The sequence below is a fragment of the Bradyrhizobium sp. MI1.3 genome, assembly GCF_055811695.1.
Genome location: NZ_JBVVPQ010000090.1, coordinates 1 through 24,869, shown reverse-complemented (window position 1 = coordinate 24,869; position 24,869 = coordinate 1). Strand labels below are relative to the sequence as shown.

General features: G+C 64.2%; 23 protein-coding genes. 9 read left to right on the top strand and 14 right to left on the bottom strand.

What is annotated here, in order from left to right:
- Positions 1-200: 200 nt before the first annotated feature.
- Positions 201-845, bottom strand: a complete 645-nt coding sequence (locus tag AC0L3A_RS35850; protein WP_007599866.1) for a YqgE/AlgH family protein — start codon at positions 843-845, stop codon at positions 201-203.
- 142 nt (positions 846-987) lie between these two features.
- Here AC0L3A_RS35850 and AC0L3A_RS35845 point away from each other — a divergent pair, with 142 nt between their 5' ends.
- The 5 genes from AC0L3A_RS35845 (at position 988) to AC0L3A_RS35825 (ending at position 5,102) form a co-directional block, all read left to right on the top strand.
- Positions 988-1,827: a protein-disulfide reductase DsbD domain-containing protein gene (locus AC0L3A_RS35845; RefSeq protein ID WP_007599865.1), complete on the top strand. Its 840-nt coding sequence runs from the start codon at positions 988-990 to the stop codon at positions 1,825-1,827.
- 251 nt (positions 1,828-2,078) lie between these two features.
- A complete protein-coding gene (locus tag AC0L3A_RS35840; RefSeq protein WP_473256132.1) occupies positions 2,079-3,446 on the top strand; it encodes a flippase in 1,368 nt (455 codons plus the stop codon).
- Between the two features lie 53 nt (positions 3,447-3,499).
- Complete coding sequence (locus tag AC0L3A_RS35835; RefSeq protein ID WP_007599863.1) at positions 3,500-3,736, top strand: hypothetical protein; 237 nt, start codon at positions 3,500-3,502, stop codon at positions 3,734-3,736.
- Complete coding sequence (locus tag AC0L3A_RS35830) at positions 3,733-4,047, top strand: type II toxin-antitoxin system RelE/ParE family toxin (RefSeq protein ID WP_007599861.1); 315 nt, start codon at positions 3,733-3,735, stop codon at positions 4,045-4,047. Before AC0L3A_RS35835 ends, AC0L3A_RS35830 begins: the two co-directional genes overlap by 4 nt.
- Before the next feature lie 230 nt (positions 4,048-4,277).
- Positions 4,278-5,102 (top strand): sulfite exporter TauE/SafE family protein, encoded by an 825-nt coding sequence (locus AC0L3A_RS35825; protein WP_007599859.1) that lies wholly within the window; start codon positions 4,278-4,280, stop codon positions 5,100-5,102.
- Positions 5,103-5,238: 136 nt separating this feature from the next.
- On the opposite strand, the gene AC0L3A_RS35820 is transcribed toward AC0L3A_RS35825, so the two are convergent.
- The 12 genes from AC0L3A_RS35820 to cysG all read right to left on the bottom strand — a co-directional run bounded on the left by AC0L3A_RS35820 (position 5,239) and on the right by cysG (position 16,472).
- Entirely contained in the window at positions 5,239-6,027 is a 789-nt protein-coding gene (locus AC0L3A_RS35820) for a 3-hydroxybutyrate dehydrogenase (protein ID WP_007599857.1), read from the bottom strand.
- A gap of 1 nt (position 6,028) precedes the next feature.
- On the bottom strand, positions 6,029-7,204 hold the full coding sequence (locus tag AC0L3A_RS35815; protein WP_007599855.1) for a DUF3734 domain-containing protein: 1,176 nt from the start codon (positions 7,202-7,204) through the stop codon (positions 6,029-6,031).
- A 78-nt stretch (positions 7,205-7,282) separates the two neighbouring features.
- Positions 7,283-7,786, bottom strand: coding sequence for a CAP domain-containing protein (locus AC0L3A_RS35810; RefSeq protein ID WP_007599852.1), 504 nt, complete (start codon positions 7,784-7,786; stop codon positions 7,283-7,285).
- A 90-nt stretch (positions 7,787-7,876) separates the two neighbouring features.
- On the bottom strand, positions 7,877-8,914 hold the full coding sequence (locus tag AC0L3A_RS35805) for a sulfate/molybdate ABC transporter ATP-binding protein (RefSeq protein WP_007599851.1): 1,038 nt from the start codon (positions 8,912-8,914) through the stop codon (positions 7,877-7,879).
- Positions 8,904-9,815, bottom strand: a complete 912-nt coding sequence (cysW, locus tag AC0L3A_RS35800; RefSeq protein ID WP_007599850.1) for a sulfate ABC transporter permease subunit CysW — start codon at positions 9,813-9,815, stop codon at positions 8,904-8,906. The genes AC0L3A_RS35805 and cysW overlap by 11 nt, the downstream gene beginning before the upstream one ends.
- A 10-nt stretch (positions 9,816-9,825) precedes the next feature.
- Positions 9,826-10,611 carry a sulfate ABC transporter permease subunit CysT gene (cysT, locus tag AC0L3A_RS35795; protein ID WP_007599849.1) on the bottom strand — a complete coding sequence of 262 codons (786 nt, stop codon included), beginning with the start codon at positions 10,609-10,611 and terminating at the stop codon, positions 9,826-9,828.
- An 87-nt stretch (positions 10,612-10,698) separates the two neighbouring features.
- Positions 10,699-11,712 carry a sulfate ABC transporter substrate-binding protein gene (locus tag AC0L3A_RS35790; RefSeq protein ID WP_473256131.1) on the bottom strand — a complete coding sequence of 338 codons (1,014 nt, stop codon included), beginning with the start codon at positions 11,710-11,712 and terminating at the stop codon, positions 10,699-10,701.
- A gap of 112 nt (positions 11,713-11,824) precedes the next feature.
- On the bottom strand, positions 11,825-12,556 hold the full coding sequence (locus AC0L3A_RS35785) for a phosphoadenylyl-sulfate reductase (protein ID WP_007599847.1): 732 nt from the start codon (positions 12,554-12,556) through the stop codon (positions 11,825-11,827).
- Positions 12,553-13,068, bottom strand: coding sequence for a DUF934 domain-containing protein (locus tag AC0L3A_RS35780; RefSeq protein ID WP_007599845.1), 516 nt, complete (start codon positions 13,066-13,068; stop codon positions 12,553-12,555). Before AC0L3A_RS35780 ends, AC0L3A_RS35785 begins: the two co-directional genes overlap by 4 nt.
- Positions 13,055-14,710, bottom strand: a complete 1,656-nt coding sequence (locus AC0L3A_RS35775) for a nitrite/sulfite reductase (RefSeq protein ID WP_007599843.1) — start codon at positions 14,708-14,710, stop codon at positions 13,055-13,057. The genes AC0L3A_RS35780 and AC0L3A_RS35775 overlap by 14 nt, the downstream gene beginning before the upstream one ends.
- Before the next feature lie 11 nt (positions 14,711-14,721).
- Complete coding sequence (locus AC0L3A_RS35770; RefSeq protein ID WP_007599842.1) at positions 14,722-15,039, bottom strand: DUF2849 domain-containing protein; 318 nt, start codon at positions 15,037-15,039, stop codon at positions 14,722-14,724.
- Positions 15,036-16,472 carry a siroheme synthase CysG gene (cysG, locus tag AC0L3A_RS35765; protein WP_007599840.1) on the bottom strand — a complete coding sequence of 479 codons (1,437 nt, stop codon included), beginning with the start codon at positions 16,470-16,472 and terminating at the stop codon, positions 15,036-15,038. Before cysG ends, AC0L3A_RS35770 begins: the two co-directional genes overlap by 4 nt.
- A gap of 245 nt (positions 16,473-16,717) precedes the next feature.
- On the opposite strand from cysG, the gene cysD reads away from it, so the two are divergent.
- The 3 genes from cysD to AC0L3A_RS35750 all read left to right on the top strand — a co-directional run bounded on the left by cysD (position 16,718) and on the right by AC0L3A_RS35750 (position 21,984).
- A complete protein-coding gene (gene cysD / locus AC0L3A_RS35760) occupies positions 16,718-17,512 on the top strand; it encodes a sulfate adenylyltransferase subunit CysD (protein ID WP_035995422.1) in 795 nt (264 codons plus the stop codon).
- Between the two features lie 19 nt (positions 17,513-17,531).
- Positions 17,532-19,448, top strand: a complete 1,917-nt coding sequence (gene cysC, locus AC0L3A_RS35755; protein ID WP_007599836.1) for an adenylyl-sulfate kinase — start codon at positions 17,532-17,534, stop codon at positions 19,446-19,448.
- A gap of 370 nt (positions 19,449-19,818) precedes the next feature.
- Positions 19,819-21,984 carry a malate synthase G gene (locus tag AC0L3A_RS35750; protein ID WP_007599834.1) on the top strand — a complete coding sequence of 722 codons (2,166 nt, stop codon included), beginning with the start codon at positions 19,819-19,821 and terminating at the stop codon, positions 21,982-21,984.
- Positions 21,985-22,136: 152 nt separating this feature from the next.
- Here the strand turns inward: AC0L3A_RS35750 and AC0L3A_RS35745 are convergent, their stop codons facing one another.
- Complete coding sequence (locus tag AC0L3A_RS35745) at positions 22,137-22,292, bottom strand: Thivi_2564 family membrane protein (protein WP_007599832.1); 156 nt, start codon at positions 22,290-22,292, stop codon at positions 22,137-22,139.
- A gap of 274 nt (positions 22,293-22,566) precedes the next feature.
- On the opposite strand from AC0L3A_RS35745, the gene AC0L3A_RS35740 reads away from it, so the two are divergent.
- On the top strand, positions 22,567-24,660 hold the full coding sequence (locus tag AC0L3A_RS35740) for a methyl-accepting chemotaxis protein (protein ID WP_219682894.1): 2,094 nt from the start codon (positions 22,567-22,569) through the stop codon (positions 24,658-24,660).
- Positions 24,661-24,869 lie beyond the last annotated feature (209 nt).

Below are 24,869 nucleotides of genomic sequence, written 5' to 3'. Positions count from 1 at the left end.
GAATCGACCAGACCAGCCCATTTTGATGTGTCAGCTATGTCTCCGAACACCTGTCAGTGATCTGTCCGGTCTAAACACTTGACCGGGCGATCCAGTACTCCGAGACAGCTGCGATAGAGCCGATACGCCCCGGCGTACTGGATGCCCCGGTCAAGCCGGGGCATGACAGCGGAGGGCGATACACGGCAGCGAGAATGGCGCTACGCGTGCCCGGCCTCGTTCGAGAGCATGCCGGGATCGATGCCGATCTTGCGCAGCGCGCGTCCGTATTTTTCGTCGACGTCGTCGCCGAAGATCAAATCCGAATCCGCGTCGCAATGCAGCCAGCCATTGCTCTGGATTTCGGTCTCGAGCTGGCCCGGCGCCCAGCCGGCATAGCCGAGCGCGAGGATGGCGTGCTTGGGACCGGAGCCGTTGGCGATCGCACGCAGGATGTCGACGGTCGCGGTGAGGCAGACGCCGTCGTCGATCCGGAGCGTCGCGTTCTCGATGTAGAAATCGCTGGAATGCAGCACGAAGCCGCGGCCGGTATCGACCGGACCGCCGCGTAGCACCTTCATGCTTTCGGCATTCTCCGGCAGCTTGATGTGCTCGCCCTTCTTGATGATGCCGAGTTGCTCCAACAGCTCGGGGAAGTCGATGCTGCCGGCCGGGTGGTTGACGATGATGCCCATCGCGCCTTCGGCGGAGTGGGCGCAGAGATAGATCACCGAGCGCTCGAAGCGCTCGTCGCCCATCACGGGCATGGCGATCAACAGCTGGCCGTCGAGGTAGCCCGCCGAACTCGGGAGCGCGGGGGCTGACTTGCGGGTGCTTTCGCCCGTCCTCTTGCCTGTGGGAGCCATCGGTGAAGCACTCCGGTTTCAGTTCCTATCCTGATGTCGGGCCGACCGGCTGTCAAATCAAGGCTTGCAGGGACTCGATTCAAGTGCATCCATCACAAGCAATTCAATGGTTTGCCGCGGGGTCACCCTGTAAAGACGTACCATGCTGACAAGAGTTCCCCTGCGTGCGGCGGTTGGCGTCGCGACAACCCTGCTCGCGTCGTCGCTGGCGCTTGATGCCCATGCCGACGATTCATCGCCATGGCAACGCGACGGACATTCCGCGGTGCGGTTGCTGGCGGGATCGCGCAGCGGCGCCGTCCTGCTCGGCGGTATCGCCTTCCAGATCCAGCCCGGCTGGAAGACCTATTGGCGCATGCCGGGCGATTCCGGCGTTCCGCCGCGCTTCGATTTCTCGAAATCCGACAATGTCGAAGCGGTGACGGTGATGTGGCCGGCCCCGCAGAAATTCGACGACGGCGCGGGCGGCCATTCGATCGGCTATCACAACCAGATCGTGCTGCCCCTGCGCATCATCGCCAAGGCGGCCGACAAGCCGGTGACGCTGCGCGCCGAAATCAATTATGCGGTGTGCGAAAAGCTGTGCATTCCCGTCGAGGCCCGCGCCGAGCTCGGCTTCAACAGCGTCGCCTCGACCGAGGACGCCAATCTGCGTGCAGCGCTCGACACCGTGCCCAAGCCTGCCACCATCGGCGATCCCAACCCGCTCACCATCCGCGACGTCAAGCGTGACGGGCCCAAGAATGTCGTGGTCGACGTGGTCGCGCCCGATGCGCGCACCGTCAATCTCTACGTGGAAGGCCCGACGCCTGATTGGGCGTTGCCCATCCCGGCACCGGTCGAGCCCAGCCCACCTGGCGTGAAGCGATTTTCTTTCGAGCTCGACGGACTGCCGCCGGGCGCCAAGCCCGACGGCGCAGCGCTGAAGTTCACGCTGGTCGGACCGGAGAAGTCGTACGAGTTCAATACCAATTTGGAGTGATTGTCGTCCTGGACAAGCGGAGCGTAGATCCAGGACCCATTACCCCCAAGGCGTAGTGGTGGCGCGAAACTGCTAACCTCGAATCTTCGCCAAACCTCTCCCTGGGGTGATGGGTCCTGGCTTTCGCCAGGTCGACGTTGGAGTTGCAACACACTCCACCCAACCGAATCTTAACGAATGGTTGCTAATCCCCAAGGCTAGCGCAGAAGCCTTCCGCGGCATGCGCGTGTGCGCCTCGGGGACCCTTCGAATTGGCCGTGATGGATGCAGAACCCGCAACGACCGGACCTGCCGCCCTCATCGCGCGGCTGCGCGACAAATTGACGGGCGGGTCGAGCGAGGCATCGCTGACGCGGCGGCTGGCCGGCACCATCTTCGTCATCCGCATGATCAGCGCCGGTCTTGCCTATTTCTCGCAGGTCCTGCTCGCGCGCTGGATGGGAACGTCGGACTACGGCGTCTATGTCTATGTCTGGACCTGGGTGCTGCTGCTCGGCAGCATGATGGACTTTGGCATGTCGGCCTCCGCGCAAAAAATCATTCCGGAATACCGCGGCCGTGGCGAGCATGCGCTGCTCCGCGGCTTTCTCTCGGGCAGCCGCTGGCTGACCTTTGCCGTTTCCGCACTGGTGTCGCTCGGCCTTGCCGGTATCGTCAAATTGCTGTCGCCCTGGATCGATCCGGCCGAAGAGCTGCCGCTCTATATCGGCTGCATGACGCTGCCCGCTTTCGTCGTCGCCAACACCCAGGACGGCATCGCGCGTTCGCATGACTGGATGCAGCTCGGCCTGATGCCGCAATTCATCATTCGCCAGGCGCTGATCATCGTCATCACGGCCTGCGCCTTCCTGCTCGGCTATCATCTCGGCGCGGTCGCCGCGATGGTCGCGAGCGCCGGCGCGGTGTGGATCGCGATGACCGGGCAGATGGTGGTGCTGAACCGCAAGCTCGGCGGTCATATCGAGCCGGGCCCCAAGGCCTACGACATCGGCGGCTGGCTCGCCGTGTCGCTGCCGATCCTGCTGGTCGAAAGCTTCTACCTGCTGCTGTCCTACACCGACGTGCTGGTGCTGCAGCAGTTCCGCCCCTCCGAGGAGGTCGGCGTCTATTTCGCCGTGGTGAAGACGCTGGCGCTGGTCTCCTTCATCCACTACGCGATGTCGGCGACAACAGCGCATCGCTTCGCCGAATACAACGCTGCGGGCGACAAGGCGCGGCTGTCGGCCTACGTGGCGCATGCCATCAACTGGACGTTCTGGCCGTCGCTGGCGGCGACCATCGTGCTGCTCGCGCTCGGCAAGCCGCTGCTCTGGCTGTTCGGACCGCAATTCGTGGTCGGCTACGACATCATGTTCGTCGCCGCGATCGGCCTCGTGGTCCGTTCCGCGATCGGCCCGGTCGAACGGCTGCTCAACATGCTCGGCCAGCAGAAGATCTGCGCGCTGGCCTATGCGCTGGCGTTTGCGATGAACCTGGTGCTCTGCATCGCGCTGGTGCCGCGCTTCGGCGGCCACGGTGCTGCGGCCGCGACCTCGATCTCGCTCAGTTTCGAGACGGTGCTGCTGTTCTGGATCGTGCGACAACGGCTCGGCCTGCACGTGCTGGCGTTCGGACGCTAGCCATCGGCTCAAGGCGATTGGAAAGCCATCCGCCGCCTGATATAGTCGGATCCATGGCTGCAAGCGATCTGCGAAACCTTCTGGAACGTGCCCAGACTTGGCCTGAAGAGGCCCAGAAGGAGTTGGTTGCCATTGCAAGCGAAATCGAGAGTGAGCTGCTCGGCGGCGAGTATCTTGCAACGCAAGAGGAATTGCGAAGCATCGACGCGGCCTTGGCGTCGATGGATCGCGGCGAGGTCGCTACGGATGCCGAGGTTGCGGAGGCCTTCGCGAAATTTGGGCGCGGATGAAGGTCGTCTGGACGCGAGAGGCGCTTGCTGATCTCGCGGACATCGCGACCTATTATGCCAGCAACGCCAGCCCTGTGATCGCGGAAGCTGTCGGCCAGAGATTCGTTGACGTCGTGGAACGTGTCCGTGTCGCGCCTTTCTCGGCGCCACGCGTTGCGCACCGTTCCGAGGTTCGTGTCGCAGCGGTCGTCCGCTACCCATTCCGGATGTTTTACCGTGTCCGTGGCGACGTCATCCATATCGTCCACATCCGCCACACGTCACCGCGACCGGTCGCGGGGCTGAATGAGCCCGGAAAGCAATATGCCTAGTCTAGAGCGTTATCGGTTCTGATTGAATGAGAACCGAAGCTCTGGATTCCGGTTTTGACGTCTAACCGAAATGTCCGTTTCGCGAGAGGGCGATGAATTGGAGAAAACGCCTCCGCTCCGCCCCCCTGCAGGAGGATTTTTCTTATTCGGTGCAAGCGGTTGCGCCGCAGGGAAAGTTTATTCTACGTCATATTGCCCAACTGACGAGATAAACCTAAGATTCCCTGGACATGATCGATCCACTCTACGTCGCCTCCGGTTTCGGCGTCGGCCTGCTGGTCGGGATGACCGGCGTCGGCGGCGGTTCGCTGATGACGCCGCTGCTGATCCTGCTGTTCGGGATTCATCCATCGACCGCGGTCGGCACCGACCTGCTCTATGCCGCCGCCACCAAGACCGGCGGCAGCGTGGTGCATGGCTGGTCGCGCAGCGTGCACTGGCCGGCGGTGCTGCGGCTCGCCTGCGGCAGCCTTCCGGCGAGCGCGCTGACGCTGCTCGTGCTGTGGAAGCTCGACCTCAAGAGCGATTCCGAGCGCAATCTCGTCAACCTCGTGCTCTGCTTCGCACTGCTGCTGACTGCGACCTCGCTGATCTTCCGCAGATCGATCATGGAGCGCTATCGCCGGCGCCTGGAGCAGGTCGATGACCGCACCACGGCGATCGCGACCGTCGTCACCGGAATCGTGCTCGGCGTGCTGGTTTCGATTTCATCGGTCGGCGCCGGCGCGGTCGGCGTCACCGTTCTGCTGCTGCTCTATCCGCGACTGCCGGTGGCGACCATCGTCGGCTCCGACATCGCCCATGCGGTCCCGCTGACGCTGATCGCCGGAATGGGGCATTGGGCGCTTGGCGACGTGGATTGGGCGCTGATGGGCGTGCTGCTGTTGGGCTCGCTGCCCGGCATCGTCGTCGGCAGCTTTAGCGCGACACGCGTGCCCGAGACGGTGCTGCGCCTGACACTTGCCTGCGTGCTGTTCGTGGTCGCCGGCAAGATCATGTTCGCGGAGCTGCACCTGTCCTCGGCATTCGAGACGGCGCTGGCCTGGACGCACTGAACGGAGAACGGCGTCGTCCGATATCATCTTGTAGGGTGGGCAAAGCGAAGCGTGCCCACCACTTTTTTCCTCATTCGAACAAACAATGGTGGGCACGGCGCTGACGCGCCTTTGCCCACCCTACGGCACCGCCGAACTACTCCGCGGTCCAGCCGCCGTCGATCGACAGGTTGGTGCCGGTGATCTGCGCGGCATCGTCGCCGCACAGGAACAGCGCGAGGGCCGCGACCTGCTCGGAGGTGACGAACTCCTTGGTCGGCTGCGCGTCGAGCAGCACGTCGTTGATGACCTGCTCGCGCGTGAGATTGCGGGCCTTCATGGTGTCGGGGATCTGCTTCTCCACCAGCGGCGTCCAGACATAGCCCGGGCTGATGCAGTTGCAGGTGATCTTGCTGGTCGCGACCTCCAGCGCCACGGTCTTGGTCAGGCCGGCGATGCCGTGCTTGGCCGACACATAGGCCGACTTGAAGGGCGAGGCGACCAGCGAGTGCGCGGAAGCAGTATTGATGATGCGGCCCCAACCCTTCTTCTTCATGCCCGGGACGGCGGCGCGAATGGCATGGAAGGCCGAGGACAGGTTGATCGCGATGATCTGGTCCCATTTCTCCGGCGGGAATTCCTCGATCGGCGAGACGAACTGGATGCCCGCATTGTTGACGAGGATGTCGACCGAACCAAAACTCTTCTCGCCGAGCGCGATCATCCCGGCGATTTCGGCGGGCTTGGTCATGTCGGCGGGCGAATAGACCGCCTTCACGCCGAAATCGGACTCGATCTTGGTGCGCTCCTTCTCGATGTCCTCCGGCGAGCCGAAGCCGTTGATGACGACGTTGGCGCCGGCGGCGGCGAAGGCGCGCGCATAGGCGAGCCCGATGCCGCTGGTCGACCCGGTCACGACGGCGTTCTTGCCTGACAGACTTCCCATATTACTCGCTCCTTTTTGGCGGGGGCGCAGTGACGTCCCCCGTGAGATCGTAGGTCACCATGGTCTCGCCGGATTGCGGCCGCTCGAGCCAGTCCTTGTGGCGCATCGACAGATGCACGTCACGCACGCCGGCTTCCCAATGCTCGACCATGGCGACATGCGAGAAATCGTAATCCTTGGACGAGGATTCGTAGTTCTTGCTGCGGTAGATCAGGTGCACCACAGTCACAGTGCTTTCGCGCGATACCTTGGCAAGGAATTCCACGGAAGGGTCGTTCTTGAGATAATCGGGCAATTTGGAAATCAGGTCGCGCACGGCCCTGCGGGCGTTGTGCACCTGCTTGTTCTTGTCGGTGTTCATCCGCGTGCGGCTCGAGAAGCGGATGTCCTTCTCGCGCTCGGTCGCCTCGAGCAGCGAGGTCGGCAGATCGCCGCGAGCGCTGAAAAGGTCGATCTGGAAGATGAGAAGATCGCGGTCGGTCTCGGCGTCCAGCACGTAGTCGAGCGGCGTGTTGGAGGCGATGCCGCCATCCCAATAATGCTCGCCCTCGATCACAACGGACGGAAAGCCGGGCGGCAGCGCGCCGGAGGCCATGATGTGCTCGGGGCCGATTTTCTTGCCGAGCTTCCTGAACTCGAAATTGTCGAAATATTTGAAGTTGCCGGAAGTGACGCCGACGGCACCGACCGACAGCCGCGTCTTCAGATCATTGATGCGGTCGAAATCGACCAGACGCTCCAGCGTCTTCTTCAGCGGTGCGGTGTCGTAATAGCTCTCGGCCTGCGGGCTGCCGGGCGGCCAGAGCGGCGCGGGCGGAATGCGCGGCGTGAAGAAGCCGGGCACGCCGAAGGTCGCGATCAATGCGGCGCTGGTCGAGTTGAACAGCTCGCGGCTGTGGTCGCTCTTGCCGATCGGCTTCCACGGCACCGGCGCGGAGACCATCTCCCAGAATTCCTTGAGCCGCTTGACGCGCGTCTGCCCTTCGTTGCCGGCGATGATCGCGGCATTGACCGCGCCGATCGAGATGCCGGCGACCCAGTCCGGCTCGAAGCCGGCATGGCAGAGCGACTGAAAGGCGCCGGCCTGATAGGAGCCGAGCGCGCCGCCGCCCTGGAGGACCAGGACACGTTGCGCGTTCGCGGGGATTGTTGCGACTTCTGGACTATGATCAATCATGCGGGAACAGTAGCAGATGGCGAGCGACCGTGGCGACAGTCTGCCGCGGCGTCAATGCATCCCGGGATCAAGTCTGGCTTATCGGGCGTCCGTCGAGGCCAGGATCATGGTCCAGAACACCTTGTATTTGGTGCCGGGAGCATAGCCCGCCGCGATGCCCAATTTTGTGACACCGCTCTTGAGCATGTTGGCGCGGTGCGGGGGCGAGTCGCGCCAGCCGGAAAACGCTTCCGCCAGCGTATGATAGCCGGCCGAGACGTTCTCGACCGCAACGGTCGCCGGATAGCCGCCGGCGCTGAGGCGCTTGGCCAGCGGCGCGCGGACGTCATGGTCCATCTTGTTGGCGGCAGCCATGGCCTGGGACTGGGATTCGGCGAGACTCATCAGGGCAGGATCGATCACGACGGTCCCGAGCCCGTTATTCTGGCGGTATTGCGAGATCATGATCGCGGCCGCCTGCGCATCGAGCTTGGAGCCCGGAACGGACATATCGGCATACATGGACGGCTGCTGGACCGGTGCCTCGTTGCCGGCGCAGCCGGCGAGCAGCAAAAGAATGAGTATCGCGGCCGCGGCGCGCATGAACAGGAGCCCCCAAATCAGGGGCCGTTGTTGCATACCAACCGTGGCTGAAAGGTGAATATTGAGGAAAAATTGATCCGTCGCGCCTGCTCAGGTGCCCGCAAAGATCCGGTAGCGGCGGGGCTCCAGGCCGATCGTGTCGCCGGCGCGCAGTTCCCTGTCGCGGGGAGCGTCAATCTCGATGGTTTCTCCGCCTGATAGTGCCACCTCGGCTCGCTGCACGGGACCGAAATTCCGGACATGCCGCACGGCGCCCTCAAAGGCACCGCTGCCGGGCGGGCCAACCAACATGTCGTGTCGCCGCACGAACAGTCTTGACGCGCCAGGCGCATGCCCGTCTGCCGCGAGCCGAAGCGGCCGGTCGCCAAGCCTGACGACGCCCTCGGCGATCAGGACCGGAAGCTCGATGGATTCGCCGATGAAGCTGTGGACGAAGGCGGTCGCCGGGCTCTCATAGACGTCATCGGGCGAGCCGATCTGCTCGATCTTGCCCTTGTCCATCACCACCACGCGGTTGGCGACTTCGAGCGCCTCCTCCTGATCATGGGTGACGAAGATCGAGGTGACGTTGATCTCGTGGTGCAGCGAACGCAACCATTTGCGCAGCTCCTTGCGCACCTTGGCATCAAGCGCGCCGAAGGGTTCGTCGAGCAGCAGGATGCGCGGCTCGATCGCGAGCGCGCGGGCCAGCGCGATGCGCTGGCGCTGGCCGCCGGAGAGCTGGCTCGGATAACGGTCGGCGAGCCAGTCGAGCTGCACGAGATCGAGCAGCTCCTTGACGCGCGCGCGGATGGTCGCTTCGTCCTTGCGGATCGCGCGCGGCTGCACGCGCAGCCCGAAGGCCACGTTCTCGAACACCGTCATGTGGCGGAACAGCGCGTAGTGCTGAAATACGAATCCGACGTGCCGCTCGCGCGCGCCCTGCGCCAACGCATCCTCGCCGTTGAAGGACACCTCGCCGGAATCGGGCCAGTCGAGCCCGGCGATGATCCGCAGCAGCGTTGTTTTGCCCGAGCCAGACGGCCCGAGCAGCGCCAGCAGCTCGCCGTCATTGACCTTGAGGTCGACGCCGTCGAGGGCTTTGAAACTGCCGAACTTCTTGACGAGATTCCTGACTTCAATGCTCACTTGCGTCATGTCCTTCGTCGAGGTGATTTTCCAGAACGGTCTTGGCGATCAGCGTGATCAGCGCCAGCATCGCCAGCAGCGAGGCGATCGCGAACGCCGCGACGAACTGGTATTCGTTGTAGAGAATCTCGACCAGCAGCGGCATGGTGTTGGTCTCGCCGCGGATATGGCCGGAGACGACGGAGACCGCGCCGAACTCGCCCATCGCGCGCGCGTTGCAGAGCAGGACGCCGTAGAGCACGCCCCATTTGATATTGGGCAGCGTGACGCGGAAGAAGGTCTGCAGGCCCGAGGCGCCGAGCGAGATCGCGGCCTCCTCCTCCTGCGTGCCCTGCTCCTGCATCAGCGGGATCAACGCCCGCGCCACGAAGGGGAAGGTCACGAAGGTGGTCGCAAGCGCGATGCCGGGCACCGCGAACAGGATCTGGATGTCGTGATCGCGCAGCCAGCCGCCGAAATAGCCCTGCGCGCCGAACAGCAGCACGAAGACGAGACCCGAGATCACCGGGCTGACCGAGAACGGCAAATCGATCAGCGTGATCAGGAAGGTCTTGCCCGAGAATTCGAATTTTGCAATCGCCCAGGCCGCGACGAGACCGAACACGAGATTGAGACCAACCGAGATGGCCGCCACCACGAGCGTCAGCTTGATCGCGGACAACGCTTCCGGGTCGGCGAGCGCGGAGAGATAGGCGAGGACGCCCCTTGAGAAAGCTTGTGCGAAGACCAGGGCCAGCGGCAGCACGACGAACATGGTGAGAAAGATCACCGCCAGCGCGATGATGACGATGCGGACCGCCTTTGGCTCGGTGCGGAGATTGTTGCGTGCGGCCGCGGCATGCGCGCGTGCCCTGGCGTCCGGAGCCGAAAGTGAGACGGAATCTGCGATCTGCATCGTCATCGCATCCTCCTCAGCGCACAGGTATCCGGCTCTGCGCCCAGCGCTGGAGCCGGTTGACGGCGAAGATGATGACGAAGGAGACGACGAGCATGACGACGGCGATCGCGGTCGCGTCGGCATAGCGAAACTCCGATAGCCGGATCACGATCAGGAGCGGCGCGATCTCGGAGACGTTGGGCAGATTGCCGGCGATGAAGATCACCGAGCCGTATTCGCCGACGGCGCGGGCGAAGGCGAGCGCGAGGCCCGTGAGCAGCGCCGGCCCCAGCGAGGGCAGGATCACGCGAATGATGGTCTGCCAGCGACTGGCGCCGAGACTGCCCGCGGCTTCCTCAATCTCGGGGTCGATATCCTGGAGCACCGGCTGCACCGTACGCACCACGAAGGGGATGCCGATGAAGATCATGGCGACGAAGATGCCGACCGGCGTAAACGCCACCTTGATGCCGAGCGCGGCAAGCGGCGCACCCAGCCAGCCCTTCTCGGCGAACAGGGCGGTCAGCGCGACGCCGGCAACGGCCGTCGGCAGTGCGAACGGCACATCAACGATGGCATCGAAGATGCGCCGGCCCGGAAAGCGGTAGCGCACCAGCGCCCAGACGATGATGCTGCCCATTACCAGATTGACGCAGGCCGCCGCGAAAGCGAGTCCGAACGACACCCGCAGCGCGTTCAGGGTGCGGCGGCTGGAGAGGATGTTCCAGAATTGCTCGGGGCTCAGCTCAAGCGATTTCAGGAACAGCCCGGCGAGCGGAATCAGGATGATCAGGGTCAGCCAGGAAAGCGTCAGTCCCATGGTGAGACCAAAGCCCGGCAATGTCCGGCGTCGTGCTGCGATTACGCTCACCAGGCCCCCTGCTAAAGCCCCTCCGACGGCGCCCGATCAGTTCTTGTAAATCTGATCGAAGACGCCACCGTCGGCAAAATGTTCCTTCTGCGCCTTGGTCCAACCACCAAAAACGTTGTCGATCGTGAATAGTTCGACCTTGGCGAAGGCGTTTTCGTATTTTTTCGCGATCTCGGCATCGCCAGGACGATAGAAATTGCGCGCGGCGATCTCCTGACCTTCCTTGGTGTACCAGTACTGAAGGTAGGCGTCGGCAGCGTTGCGGGTGCCTTTTTTATCGGCGACCTTGTCGACAATCGTAACCGGCGGCTCGGCGAGGATCGACAGCGGCGGCGCGACGATCTCGAACTTTTCGGGGCCGAATTCCTTAAGCGCGAGATACGCCTCGTTCTCCCAGGCGAGCAGCACGTCGCCGACGCCGCGCTCGACGAAGGTCACGGTGGCGCCGCGCGCGCCGGTATCCAGCACCGGAACCTGCTGGTAGAGTTTTCCGATGAAGTCCTTGGCCTTGTCGGCCGAGCCGTATTTCTTCTGCGCAAAGCCCCAGGCGGCAAGATAATTCCAGCGCGCACCACCCGACGTCTTCGGGTTCGGCGTGATCACGGCAACGCCCGGCTTGAGCAGATCGTCCCAGTCCTTAATAGCCTTGGGATTGCCCTTCCGCACCAGGAACACGATGGTGGAGGTATAGGGCGATGAATTCTGCGGCAGTCGCTTCTGCCAGTCGGCTGCGGTGAGCCCTTTCCCGGCGATGGCGTCGATATCGTAGGCAAGCGCCAGCGTCACCACGTCGGCCTGCAATCCGTCGATCACCGCGCGCGCCTGCGATCCGCTGCCGCCATGCGACTGCTTGATCTCGACGCTCTTGCCGGTTTCCTTCTGATAGGCAGCCGCGAACGACTTGTTGAACTCGGCATAGAGCTCGCGCGTCGGATCGTACGACACGTTCAGCAGATTGATGTCAGCAGCGAGAGCCGAGCTTGCCAAAGAAGCCGTCACGAGGAGGCCTGCCGCGAGCGGGACGATACGGCGCATCATGTCCATCTCCATTTACCTCGACGACATCTGTGTCATCGATGGCATGCGGGCATAACTCGGGTCGAAACGCGCTCAAGTCAACGGAACCGGATTTCCTTGTTCGTAGCCGGGCAGCGCGACTGTGCTACGAAATCTTCATCGTATGGATGCCGCATTCTGTCTTCGCTCGGCCGCGCCAGCGACCGGCGCGTGCGTCCTCGCCTTCGGCCGTTCTGCTGGTGCAAGGCATACACCCAACCGACAGAAAACCGGAGGCGGCCAGTGGATGACGCGGCAATTTGGCGCGGACGAAAATCGCTTCGAGTTCCTCACGCGAGACATTGGCGAAGGGGTTGAACTTCAACCTTGTGCCATCGTCTTCGACCACAGGAATGTCGGCGCGGGTACTGCCCTGGAAGCGCTTGCGACCGTTGAGCCATGCATCGAACGGTTTCAGCGCACGCGCCAGCGGCTCGACCTTGCGAATACGGCAGCAGGCATCCGGATCGGAGAACCAGAGGTCGCGATCGCCATCCTCGCGCGCCAGCGTCTCCTCCGCCGGCTTGATCGAGCGGACATCCTTCAGGCCGAGCATCGCAATCAGCGTATCGCGATAGGCAAGCGTCTCCTCAAACAGCCAGCCGGTGTCGAGAAAAATCACCGGGATCGCCGGATCGACGTCGGCCATGACTTTCAACAGCGTCGCCGATTCCGTACCGAAGGACGACACCAGCGCGAGCTTGTCGCGACCGACCGCCTTCAAGGCCGCTGCGATGACCTCCGCGGGCGAGGCATCGCGCAAGGCACGATCAAGTTCCTGCGCCGAAGGCGGCGCAGAGCCGGATATGGGCGAAACCTGAGGCGCGATGACGCTCATGTGCCGACACCTTCGGAGTGGCGCAGCTGCATGCGCCGGTGCAGCGCGGTGATGCGGCCATCGCCGGTCGGCTGGTAGAACACCGAATAGCGCTTCGCGGTCTGCATGAAGGCTTCCGCGTCGGCCTGCTTCTTGACCTCGAAGGAATCGAAGCCGGCGCGCAGCATGAACACGAACTGGTCGCGCAGCACCTGGCCCGTGGCCCGCAATTCGCCGCGGTAGTTGTAACGCTCGCGCAGCAGCCGCGCCTGGCTGTAGGCGCGCCCGTCGCGGAAGGTCGGGAAGACCAGCGCGACCACGGCGATCTTGCCGAGGTAGGGCACCAGTTCGGCGATGTCGCGATTGTTCGGCCAGATCACGCCGACCTTGCCGGCCCGCTTGAGCAGCGTATCCACCTCGCCGATGAAACGCTCGGCCGGGACCAGGACATCGCCGCTCTCGGGTAGCGGCGTGTCGACGGCGAGCTTGACGAAGCTGTCGTCGGCGATCTTTCCGCCGTTAACGAGTGGCATAGACGCGCTCCTTGAAGGGTTCGACGCCGAGGCGCTTCACCGTGTCCATGAACAGCTCTTCGGGCCGCTCGCGCAGCGCCAGATAAGCTTCCACGATGTCCTCGACCACGTCGGCGACCTCGTCGAACTTGACGCCTGGACCGATCAGATTGCCCAGCGCGGCGCTCTCGTCGGCGCGGCCGCCGATGGTGATCTGGTAGACTTCCTCGCCGTTCTTCTCGACGCCGAGAATGCCGATATGGCCGACATGGTGATGGCCGCAGGCATTGATACAGCCGGAGATGTTGATGTGGAGCCGGCCGATCAGATTGGCGAGTTCGTGGTTGGCGAAGCGCCGCGTCAGCTCCTGCGCGATCGGAATCGAGCGCGCATTCGCCAGCGAGCAATAGTCGAGGCCCGGACAGGCGATGATGTCGGTGATCAGATTGACGTTCGGGGTTGCCAGCCCGAGCTTGTCGAGCGCCTTCCACAAGCCCGGCAGGTCGCGCTTGGCGACATGCGGCAGCGCCAGGTTCTGCTCGTGGCCCACGCGAATCTCACCGAAGGAATATTTGTCGGCGAGATCGGCGAGCGCATCCATCTGCTCGGCGGTGGCATCGCCCGGAGGCGCGCCGATCGGCTTCAGCGAGATCGTGACGATGGAATATCCCGGGTTCTTGTGCGGGGCGACCGAGTTCTTGCGCCATGCCTCGAAATCCGGATCGGCCGCGGCCTGGCGCAGTTCGTCCGGATTGTGCGGCAGCTTCTCGTAAGCGGGGTAGGTGAAACGCGAGCGGATGTCCTCGATCACCTCGTCGTCGATCTGGAGCGAGGAGTTGCGGATATGCTGCCACTCCTCCTCGACCTCGCGCGAGAATTTTTCGATGCCGAGCTCGTGCACCAGGATCTTGATGCGCGCCTTGTAGATGTTGTCGCGGCGGCCGTACTGGTTATAGACCCGCAGGATCGCCTCGATGTAGCTGAGGATGTCGCGGCCGTGGACGAAGTGCTTGATGGTCTTGGCGATGAACGGCGTGCGGCCGAGACCGCCGCCGACCAGCACCTCGAAGCCGGTTTCGCCCTTCTCGTTCTTGATCAGACGCAGGCCGATATCGTGGATCTTGATCGCGGCGCGATCGTGATCCGACGCGGTGATCGCGATCTTGAACTTGCGCGGCAGGAACGAGAATTCCGGATGCAGCGTGGTGTGCTGGCGGATCAGCTCCGACCAGATACGGGGATCCTCGATCTCGCCGGGCGCGACGCCGGCCCACTGGTCCGAGGTGACGTTGCGCATGTTGTTGCCGGAGGTCTGCATCGCATGGATGCCGACCTCGGCGAGATCAGCCAGCGCGTCCGGCAGTTCGGCGAGCTTGATCCAGTTGAACTGGATGTTCTGCCGCGTGGTGAAATGGCCGTAGCCGCGGTCGTATTTGCGCGCGACGTGGGCCAGCGCCCGCAACTGGTTCGACGCCAGCGTCCCGTAGGGGATCGCGACACGGAACATGTAGGCGTGCAGTTGCAGATAGACGCCGTTCTGAAGCCGCAGGATCTTGAACTCGTCTTCGGTGAGCTCGCCGGAGAGGCGGCGCTTCACCTGGTCGCGGAATTCCGAGACGCGCTCGTTGACGAGCGTGCGATCGATTTCGTCGTAAGCGTACATGAGAGAATGCCTTAAACCTGGACCGGCTGTCCGATGGTCACGCCGGTGCGGCGGATCTGTTCGCGCAGATTGCCGGGTTCGACCTTGCCGTCGGCGCCGACCTGTACCGGGGCGATATAGGGACCGATCGCGCCGACGTCATCGGCCACGGACTCGGCAAGCAACGCTTTCGCCTCGTCGGAGTTGCGCACGATCGCAGCTTCCGACAGGTCCGCGGACCAGCTCTTGGCGGCGGTACGGTACACCACGATGCCGTCCCAGGTGCGATTGGCGGTCACGACCGAGGGGCCGGCGATCTTGATCTTCTTCTGTTCAAGCGGGGAGGTCATTCGGCTGCATCCAATAGGTCAGAGATGATTTGCTTTGGGGTTTTCTCGGCGGTTTCGCGGCGAAGCGAGCCGGCATGCCGGACCACGTCGCCGATGATGAGAATGGCGGGACCGCCATGGGTCCGGCGCACCAGTTCGGGCAGGTCGCGCAGCGTGCCGATCGCGCCTTGCGCATCGGGACGCGTGACGCGGGCGAACACGCCGACGGGCGTCTCCGGCGAACGGCCGGCGGCCAGGAGACCGGCGCGTATGGCCGGCGCAGCCGTCATGCCCATGTAGACCACGACGGTCATCCTGGTGTCGGTCAGCGTCGACCAGTCCACGACTTCCGCGTCGCGCGCCTTGTGCGCGGTGAGGAAGGTGATGCGGGTGGCTTCATGACGGTAGGTGAGCGGCACCTCGAAATCGGCGGCGCCGCCGAGCCCTGCGGTGATGCCGGGAATGATCGAATAGGCAACGCCGGCGGCACGCAGGGCTTCGACTTCTTCGCCGCCGCGACCGAACACGAAGGGATCCCCGCCCTTCAGCCGCACCACGCGCTGGCCGGATTGCGCGGCCTCAATCATGCGCTTGTTGATGGCGTCCTGCCCGATGCCGGGCTTGCCGACGCGGCGTCCGACCGGCACGCGCGTGGTGTCGCGGCGGATGCGATCGAGAATCTCGGGCGAGACCAGCTCGTCATGGAAGACGATATCGGCGTCCTGGAGCGCGCGCAGCGCCTTGATGGTGAGCAGATCCGGATCACCCGGACCGGCGCCGACCAGCGCGACCGAGCCTTCCGGCTTGTCGGCCCGCGCGAACGCGGATGGATCGGAGATCGCCTTGAGCGCAGCGTCCGCCTCGCTTTTGCGGCCGGCCAGAACGGCGGCGCCGATCGGGCCGTCGATGATGCGCTCCCAGAAGCGGCGGCGCAGCGGAAACTCGGCAATACGTTCGTTGATGGATTTGCGGAAGCCGCCGATGAATTCGGCCAGCTCGCCGATGCGCGCCGGCAGCAGCGCCTCGATCTTTTCGCGCACGCGCCGCGCCACCACCGGCGACGTGCCGCCGGTGCCGACGGCGACGACGACATCGCCGCGATCGACGATCGCCGGGAAGATGAAGCTCGAATGCGCGAGATCGTCCATGACATTGACCGGCAGGCCGAGTGCCTTGGCGCGGGCCGACATCGCCACGCCGACATCGCCGGCGCCGGCGCAAACGACGGCGATGATGCCCGAGAGATCGGCGGTCAGCGGGTCGGCGGCCGCGATGTTGATACGCGCCGCGTCCTCGGAGCTCAGACCCAGGTCCTGATTGCCGTCGATCGCATGCACGCGGATGCGCGCACCGGCAGCGGCCAGAACGCGCAGCTTGGCGCGCAGAAGCTCACCCGCACCGATGAGGACCACCGGACCGGCCTTGAGATCGAGGAACACCGGCAAGAACCGCATACGATACTCGCTCCCCCCAGATCCGGGGTTGACTGGAATTATTTTCTATATATGTGTCGTTTCTAGCGCGCAAAGAGAAAATTTTTTCTTCTCTCTTGCACCGCAACTATAGAATTTTCGCCTCCAAACGCAAAGTGGCAGAGATGCATCTTCTCAAGGACAATTCCACCGCTGGCGGGCTGAGCAGCCCCGCTCTCGCCGAGCGCGTGCCCGCGCAAGAATTTTCTGCCGACCTGGCACCGAGCATGGACCATCTCGACCAGCTCGAGGCCCAGAGCATCTATATCTTCCGCGAAGCCTTCGGCCGCCTCAAGAAGATTGCCCTGCTGTGGTCGCTCGGCAAGGACTCCAACGTCATGATCTGGCTGGCGCGCAAGGCGTTCTTCGGCCGTCTGCCGTTCCCGGCCCTCCATGTCGACACCGGCAAGAAGTTTCCGGAGATGTATCGCTTCCGCGATCACTACGGCAAGAAATGGGATCTCGATCTACGCGTCGAGCCCTGCCCGCCGATTGATGCCGTCGACCCAACGTTGCCGCCGGCTGCCCGTTCCGCCGCGCGCAAGACCGAGGGCCTCAAGATGGCGCTCGCCAAATACGGTTTCGACGGACTGATCGCCGGCATCCGCCGCGACGAGGAGGCAACGCGCGCCAAGGAGCGCGTGTTCTCGCCGCGCGGCTTGGAGGGCAATTGGGACGTGCGCGATCAGCCGCCGGAGTTCTGGGACCATTTCAATGCGTCGCCGCCGCAAGGCGCGCATTTGCGCATCCATCCGATCCTGCATTGGACCGAGTCCGATATCTGGGCCTACACCAAGCGCGAGAACATCCCGATCATCCCGCTGTATCTGTCGCAAAACGGCAAGCGCTATCGCTCGCTGGGTGATCAGGACATCACCAATCCGGTCGCCTCAAACGCGTCGACCATCGACGAGATCCTGATCGAACTCGAGCAGACCAAGGTGCCGGAACGTTCCGGCCGCGCGCTCGATCACGAGACCGAGGACGCTTTCGAGCGCCTGCGTGTCGCCGGCTATCTCTGATCAAGGACGCGAGCGTCGTATGAACATGATCGTCACCCCCGCTTCGCCCGCCACCCCGAACGGCACCACGCGTCCGCAGGTCCGCATCGTCATCGTCGGCCATGTCGACCACGGCAAGTCGACGCTGGTCGGCCGCCTGCTGCACGAGACCGGCAGCCTGCCCGACGGTAAGCTCGACATGCTCAAGGCCGTCAGCGCGCGGCGCGGCATGCCGTTCGAATGGTCGTTCCTGCTCGACGCGCTCCAGACCGAGCGCGACCAGGGCATCACCATCGACACCACGCAGATCCGCTTCCGCACCAATTCGCGCGACATCGTGCTGATCGACGCACCCGGCCACGCCGAATTCCTGCGCAACATGATCACCGGCGCCTCGCAGGCCGACGGCGCGGTGCTGATCATCGACGCGCTCGAAGGCGTGCGCGACCAGACAAGGCGGCACGGCTATCTCCTGCATCTGCTCGGCGTGAAGCAGGTCGCTGTCGTCGTCAACAAGATGGACCGCGTCGACTTCTCCGCCGAACGCTTCAAGGAGATCAGCGACGAGATCTCGGCGCATCTGCAAGGCCTCGGCGTGAAGCCCACGGCCGTGATCCCGATTTCCGCCCGTGACGGCGACGGCGTCGCCGAGCGCACCGACCGCATCGACTGGTACAAGGGTCCGACCGTGGTCGAGGCGCTCGACCGGCTCGAGCCGGCGCGGCCGCTGGAAGCGCTGGCGCTGCGCCTGCCGGTGCAGGCGATCTACAAATTCGACGATCGCCGCATTGTTGCGGGCCGGATCGAATCCGGCAGCCTGGTTGCCGGCGACGAAATCGTGATCATGCCGGCCGGCAAGATCGCCAGGATCAAGACGGTCGAGAGCTGGCCGGTGACGCCGGTCGCAGGACGTCAGGGCGCAGGCCGCTCGGTCGGCATCACGCTCGACCGCGAGCTGTTCCTCGAACGCGGCGATATCATCGCGCATACGAACAGCGCGCCGCGCGAGACGCGACGGCTGCGCGCGCGGATCTTCTGGCTGCACGACAAGCCGCTGGCCAAGGGCGACCAGCTCCTGGTTCGCTGCGGACCGAAGGAAAGCCGCGCCACTGTCGTCGCAATCGAGAAGGCGGTCGATCCCGGCGAGCTGTCGAGCGTCGAGAACAAGGCGATCGGGCGCAACCATGTCGGCGAGATCGACATTTCCCTTTCGAATCCGATTGCCACCGATCCCTACACCGAGAATCCGCGCACCGGCCGTCTCGTGATCGAGGTGTCCGGGCGCATCGCCGGCGGCGGTCTCGTGCTGTCGGTCGACGCCGGTCAGCGCGCTCTGCCCGTCGACATCGTGCCGGTGGAATCCGCGCTGCGGCCCGACGAGCGCTCCGCGCGCTATCGTCACAACGGCGCCGTGGTCTGGCTCACCGGCCTCCCCGCCTCCGGCAAGTCGACTCTCGCAAAAGCGCTGGAGCGGCGGCTGTTCAGCAATGGCGGCTCGCCGATCCTGCTCGACGGCGATACGCTACGCGCCGGGCTCAACAGCGATCTCGGCTTCTCGGCCGCCGATCGCAGCGAGAACATCCGCCGTCTCGCCGAAGTCGCGACGCATCTCGCCCGCAACGGCCACATCGCCATTGTCGCCGCCGTCTCGCCCGCCCGCGAGGACCGCGCCACCGCGCGCCGCATCGCCGACACTGCGTTCCGCGAGATTCACGTCGCGACGCCGGCGGAAATTTGCGAGGAGCGCGACCCCAAGGGCCACTACAAGAAGGCCCGCGCCGGCACGCTCGCGTCGTTCACCGGCATCGGCAACGACTACGAGACGCCGCAAGCCGCTGAGCTCGTGATCGACACCTCGACGCGGACGGTCGCCGAGGCGGCGGACGAGATCGAACGGATGCTCAAGACGACCGGCGTGCTGTTCGACGAACTCGTGGACCTCGCCGCGAATATTTGAGCCGGGCTGCTGCCCCGACCCGTGCTGTCGTCCTGGCGAAGGCCAGGACCCATACCGCGTGATTTATCGGTTGGGACGGCAGCAGTACCGGGACGAGTCTTCGCCTAACTCCTCCCTGGGGTAATGGGTCCTGGCTTTCGCCAGGACGACGCCGGGGAGAGATCGCGCCGAATGCTTCAGCAGCGGGCATCAAGGGCACGGCGCGTCCGCGCTCCCCACCTCGTCTTGACATTTTGACAACTTTTGGGGGCCTTCTCACGGCCCCGATTTTGGGGCTAATAAGACCCCGAAAGCCGCTCCTTGGAGCGCATTTTGCTGCTGTCGGGTCAAAAGCAGCCAAAAACAGCCATTTCCAACAAGAAAGCCCATCATGAAACGCGTCGACGCCCACGGATTGAAGATCGCTCCCGTCCTGTTCGATTTCATCGCCAAGGAAGCGGCCCCGAAGACGGGGATCGCGCCGGATGCGTTCTGGGCCGGGCTCGCCGCCATCATCAAGGAGTTGGGGCCGAAGAACCGCACGCTGCTCGCGGTGCGCGACACGTTGCAGGCCAAGATCGACGACTGGCACCGCGCCAACAAGGGCAAGGCGTTCGACCTCAACGCCTATACGGCCTTCCTGAAGGAGATCGGCTATCTCGTCCCGGAGCCGGCGACGCAGAAGGTCGAGACCGAAAATGTGGACGAAGAGATCGGCAAGATCTGCGGCCCGCAGCTCGTCGTGCCCCTGACCAACGCACGCTACGCGCTGAACGCGGCGAATGCGCGCTGGGGCTCGCTCTATGACGCCTTCTACGGCACCGACGCGATCCCGCACGATTCATCCGAGAGCGGCAAGGGTTACAACAAGGCGCGCGGCGACAAGGTGATCGCCAAGGCCAAGGCCTTCCTCGATGCCGCCGTGCCGCTGGCGACCGGCAGTCACACCGACGTCACCGCCTATAGCGTGGTCGCGGGCCAGCTCGCGGTGAAGCTGAAGAGCGGCAACGCCACCGCGCTGAAGAACGCCGCGCAATTCGCGGGCTTCCAGGGCGACGCAGCCGCACCGAGCGCGGTGCTGCTCGCCAACAACGGCCTGCATGTCGAGGTGAAAATCGACCGCACCAGCGCGATCGGCAAGGACGATCCGGCCGGCGTCGCGGACATGGTCATGGAGTCCGCGGTCTCCACGATTCTCGACATGGAAGACTCGGTCGCGGCCGTCGATGCCGAGGACAAGGTGCTGGTCTATCGCAACACGCTCGGCCTGATGAACGGCACGCTCTCGGCCGATTTCGAGAAGGGCGGCAAGACGCTGACGCGCTCGCTCAACGACGACCGCAGCTACAAGACGCCTGACGGCAAGGGCGAAGTGAAATTGCACGGTCGCAGCCTGCTCCTGATGCGCAATTGCGGTCACCACATGTTCACCGACGCGGTGCTGGACGAAAAGGGCGAGGAGATTCCGGAAGGCCTGCTCGACGCTGCCGTCTCCGGGCTTCTTGCTGTCCATGACTTGAAAGGCAACTCCAAGGTCAAGAACAGCCGCACCGGCTCGGCCTATATCGTCAAGCCGAAGATGCACGGCCCCGACGAGGTGTCGCTGACCTGCGAGATCTTCGACCGCGTCGAGAAGATGCTGTCGCTGCCCGAGAACACGCTCAAGGTCGGCATCATGGATGAGGAGCGGCGCACCACCGTCAACCTCAAGGCCTGCATTCAGCGCGCCTCCAAGCGCATCATGTTCATCAACACCGGCTTCCTCGACCGCACCGGCGACGAGATCCACACCTCGATGGAGGCGGGTCCGATGATCCGCAAGAACGAGATGAAGGCGCAGCCCTGGATCAAGTCCTATGAGGACTGGAACGTCGATATGGGCCTGACCTGTGGCCTGCCCGGCCATGCCCAGATCGGCAAAGGCATGTGGGCCGCGCCGGACAAGATGGCGGACATGCTGGCGCAGAAGCTCGCCCATCCGCAGGCCGGTGCCACCACCGCCTGGGTGCCCTCGCCGACCGCCGCGACGCTGCACGCGCTGCACTACCACCAGGTCAACGTCACCGCGCGCCAGCAGGAGCTCGCCAAGGGCGGCCCACGCGCAAAGCTTTCCGACATCCTCACCATCCCGGTGTCGAAGTCGAACTGGGCGCCCGACGACGTCAAGCAGGAGATCGACAACAATTGCCAGGGCATCCTCGGTTACGTCGTGCGCTGGATCGACCAGGGCGTCGGCTGCTCCAAGGTGCCTGACATCCACGACGTCGGCTTGATGGAGGATCGTGCCACCTTGCGCATTTCCAGCCAGCACCTCGCCAACTGGCTACACCAGGGCGTCATCACCGAAGCGCAGGTGATGGAATCGCTCAAGCGCATGGCGGTCGTGGTCGACAAGCAGAACGCGGGCGATCCCCTCTACAAGCCGATGGCGCCCGCCTTCGACGGCACGGCCTTCAAGGCGGCTAGCGACCTCGTCTTCAAGGGGCGCGAGCAGCCGAACGGCTACACCGAATACATCCTCACCGCCCGCCGCCGCGAGGCCAAAGGGGCGGGATAGGCCCGAATAGGCGAGCACCAAAAGCCCCGGCTCACGCCGGGGCTTTTTTGTTGGCGCAGCAGCCCGGATGGAGTGGAGCGTAATCCGAAGCCGCTATCGATTGGGGCAAGACCCGGATTGCGCTGCGCTCCATCCGGGCTACGAAAGCGCGGCTAGAACACGGCCAGATATTTCAGTAGCGACACGATGCCGATGATGATGACGACGACGCGCGCGATCTGCTTGGCGCGGCCGTCCATCGGCAGCATGTTGATGAGATAAAGTACGAGAATGACGACGAGAAAGGTGACGAGTACGCCGACCAGCATCGCTAGGACCCCCCTTTAGGCAAAATTGCTGACCCTCTCCTAACGCGCAACTCCCGGCTTGGTTCCATCGACGCAACCCTCTGCAACTTCTAGTAAATACGTACTTCTACGATCAGCCGGCCGGCCTAAAACTTTACCCTTTTCCTTTGAGATGCGGAAACCGTTTGGGCCGTGAGCCGCAAACGGCATGCGATTGCCTCGTCTTACGGGCCCCTTTTTCTGTTGTTGCCGGGGCGACTTCACGAACTTTGTATTGGGAATTGGGGGGACTTCGATGCTGAATCGTCTGACCGTATCCGCGCTGCTGAAGGCGGTGATCGCGATCACGTCGGTCTGCGTGGTGATCGTGCTCTCCCTTACCGCCTACGAGTCCTGGGATCGCCTGAAGACCGCCAATCGCATCTCGCAGATCGCCGACACGTCCGCCGATCTGTTCAAGGCGATGCACAATCTGCGCACCGACCGCTCGACCACGGTCCGCCTGCTGAACGCGACCGAGCCGATGGACGGCGAAATCGAGAAATATCTGCGCGCCCTGCGCGATGCCCAAATGCCCGCCATGGCGCGCGCGCTCGCGCTGCTGCCGGCCATGGACTTTCCGCAATCGGGCACTCTGGTACCGGAGCTCGCGCGCCTCTATAAGCTGCTGATCGAGGAGCAGAAGCAGTTCTGGGAGGATGTCGCCAAGCCGAAGGACCAGCGCCGCGCCAGCCTGCCCAAGGAATACATGGAAACGACGCAGGGCCTGCTCGACACGCTCGACAAGCTCTCGAACACGTTGGCCGCCACCGTCAATCACCTGGACGCCGCGATCGACCAGTTGCTGTCGATCAAACAGAACGCCTGGCTGCTCCGCAACACAGCAGGCGAAGCTTCGCTGATCGTCTCGACCGGGCTGGCCGCCGGCAAGATCACGCCGGAGGGCCGCTACGCCTATACCCAACATGTCGGCGGCACGAGCGCGATGTGGAAGGCGCTGGAGTTGTCGACGGCCGGCATGCAGTTGCCGGCGGGGCTCGCCTCCGCGATGGCCTCCGCCAAGACCTCCTATTTCGAGCCGCAGTATCTGGCCTTGCGCGACCGTCTCGCGGACGCGCTGGTCAAGGGTGAGAAGCCCGAGATGACGGCGAACCAATGGAGCCCGCTCACGGTCGGCCGGATGGCGAGCGCGGTCGCAGTGGCAGAAGGTGCGCTCGATGCTGCCAAGATCCACACCCAGGAGCAGCGCGGCGCCGCAGAGCGCGCACTGATCGTACAGCTTACGCTGCTGGCGCTCGCCGTGGGGCTTGCCGTCGGCGCGATCATGCTGGTCAGCCGCCGCGTCATCACTCCGCTCAACACCATCCGCGACGCCATGCTGAAGGTCGCCGGCGGCGACCTTGCTGTCGACAGCGGCTATCTCGATCGCAACGACGAGATCGGCGCGCTTGCCGGCGCGCTGGAGACCTTCAAGCAGCAGGCCAACGAGAAGCTCACGATCGAGGCGCAGGAGCGCGAACGCAATGCGGGCGCCTCCGCGCGCCAGCGCGCCGTCGAGACCTATGTCGGCGAGTTCGAGGGCGCGGTGCGCAAGACGCTCGGCGAGTTGAGCGAAGCCTCCGGCGAGATGCGCAAGACCTCGGGCGATCTCTCCGCGGTGTCGCGGCAGACCAACGACCGCGTTCAGGTCGCGGGCAAGGCCTCCAACGACGCCTCCATGAGCGTCGACAGCGTCGCCGCCGCAGCGGAAGAGCTCAGCGCCTCGATCAACGACATCAGCCAGCAGGCCGCGCATGCCGCGGGTATCGCCAGCCGCGCCGTGACCCAGGCACGCGAGACCGACGGCACGGTGCAGGGACTTCAGAAGTCGGCCGGTCGCATCGGCGAGGTCGTGGGCCTGATCAACACCATTGCGCAGCAGACCAATTTGCTCGCGCTCAACGCCACGATCGAGGCCGCCCGCGCCGGAGAAGCCGGGCGTGGCTTTGCCGTGGTCGCCTCCGAGGTGAAGTCGCTGGCGAGCCAGACAGCCAAGGCGACCGAGGAGATCTCCGAGCAGATCGCCGACATCCAGAAGGTCGCGGGCGACGCCATCAGCGCGATCCAGACCATCGGTGGCATCATCGGCGAAGTGAACGAGGTCGCGACCGCAATCGCTGCCGCCGTGCAGGAGCAGGGTGCGGCCACGCAAGAGATCACCCGCAGCACTCAGTTTGCGGCGCAGGGCACCAAGAACGTCTCGGACAACATCACCGGCGTCAAATCCGATGCTGACGCTGCTGCCGCCGCCGCCGACAACGTGAAGCATGCCTCCGAGATGCTGGAGAGCCAGAGCCGCCAGCTCGGCCATGAGGTCAGCGACTTCCTCGGCAAGATTCGCGCAGCGTAGCGTGGGTATATGGGAACGACGAGCCACACATGCCGGTGTCGTCCTGGCGAAAGCCAGGACCCATAGCCACCCCACTCTGCAAGGGGCAGGCTGGTGGTCAGCGGTGTGGGGGCAACACCGGCATTTGGGGTAATGGGTCCTGGCTTTCGCCAGGACGACCTTGAGGGCTACTCCTTCGCCACCACCGGCACTTGGCGGAATCTTGCGCG